This is a genomic window from Streptomyces sp. NPDC057543, assembly GCF_042801895.1.
Lineage (GTDB): Bacteria > Actinomycetota > Actinomycetes > Streptomycetales > Streptomycetaceae > Streptomyces.
In genome coordinates, this window is sequence record NZ_JBHVFF010000568.1 from 1 (window position 1) to 1687 (window position 1687).

Below are 1687 nucleotides of genomic sequence, written 5' to 3' on the forward strand. Positions count from 1 at the left end.
GTGCGGGGCCACGTACGCAGGTACGTGCCCCGCACCGATGGACAAAGCTGCCCGCACCAGCTGCAAGCCCTGCCCCCACCTGCACCAACGCACCACTTGCACCACCTCCCTGACACCCACGTCACCGCAGACGTGTACCCGACCGGAGGAACCGCCGTGGCAGCTACGCCCAGGTTTCACAACGACGCAGACGCAACACCCGATGCCGACCCGCACCTCATCCCCGAATCGGCCTCGGCAGACCGGAAACACCCGGTCGACGAAACGCTCCCCCCGCTGAAGATGTTCACCAGCGGCCTCCAGCACGTGGCCGCGATGTACGCGGGCGTGGTGGCACCGCCGATGATCCTGGGGCCCGCCGTGGGCCTCACCGCCAAGGAGACCGCCTTCCTGATGGGGGCGAGCCTCTTCACCGCGGGCCTCGCCACCCTGCTCCAGACCCTCGGCTTCTGGCGCATCGGCGCCCGGCTGCCGTTCGTCAACGGCGTCTCGTTCGCCGGTGTCACCCCGATGGTGGCGATAGGAAAGGACCGTGGACACGACGGCATAGCCGTCATCTTCGGCGCGATCATCGTGGCGGGCCTGCTCGGCTTCCTGCTCGCCCCGTACTTCTGCAAACTGGTCCGCTTCTTCCCGCCCGTCGTCACCGGCACCGTGATCACCCTGATCGGTGTCTCGCTGCTGCCGGTCGCCTTCAGGTGGTCCCAGGGTGGCAACGCCATGGCCGACGACTACGGTTCGATGACCAACATCACCATGGCCGCGGTCACGCTGGTGATCGTCCTCGCGCTGCGCAAACTGCTGCGCGGCTTCCTCCAGCAGATCGCCATTCTGCTCGGTCTGGTCATCGGCACACTGATCGCGATCCCGGTCGGCATCACCGACTTCGGCGCCATCAAGGACGCCGAACTGATCGGCTTCCCGACGCCGTTCCACTTCGGGGCTCCGCAGTTCGAGATCGCCGCGATCGTCTCGATGTGCATCGTGATGCTGGTCTGTATGACCGAGTCCACCGCGGACATGCTGGCCCTCGGAAAGATCGTCGACCGGCCGGCGGACGAGCGGACCATCGAGGGCGGCCTGCGCGCCGACACCCTGGGCAGCGCCATCAGCCCTCTCTTCAACGGATTCATGTGCAGTGCCTTCGCCCAGAACATCGGGCTGGTCGCGATGACCAAGGTTCGCAGCCGCTTCGTGGTGGCAGCCGGCGGCGGCATCCTGATCGTGCTCGGGCTGGTTCCCGTCGCCGCGTCCGTCATCGCGCTCGTCCCGCTGCCCGTCCTCGGCGGCGCGGGCATCGTGCTCTTCGGTTCGGTCGCGGCGAGCGGGATCCAGACGCTGGCGACCGCCGCGCTGGAGAAGGGCGAGAACGCGCTGATCGTGGCAGCGGCCGTGGGCGTCGGACTGATCCCGATCGCCGCACCGGACTTCTATCACGCGTTCCCGAAGGATCTGCTGGTCGTGCTGGACTCCGGTATCTCGACCGGATGCGTCGTGGCGATCGTGCTCAACCTGGTCTTCAACCACCTGGGCAGGAAGCCGGATCCGGACCCGTCGGGGCAGGAGCGGGAGCAGGAGCGGAGTCCGGCAGCCGCGGCCCCGGCGGCCGCGCACTGACCCGGACAACCCCCGGCTTCGTCCGGAACGGCGCTGTGGCGCGTACGGCGACCCCTCGCGGGTGCTGCCG

Annotated in this window: 1 protein-coding gene; it reads left to right on the forward strand. The window is 68.3% G+C overall.

Going from position 1 to position 1687, the window contains the following annotated elements; translation table 11 throughout:
• Positions 1-156 precede the first annotated feature (156 nt).
• The gene (locus tag ACFU8Q_RS41340; protein ID WP_384465324.1) at positions 157-1617 is read left to right on the forward strand and encodes a nucleobase:cation symporter-2 family protein; all 1461 of its coding nucleotides are present in this window, start codon (positions 157-159) and stop codon (positions 1615-1617) included.
• Positions 1618-1687: the final 70 nt, after the last annotated feature.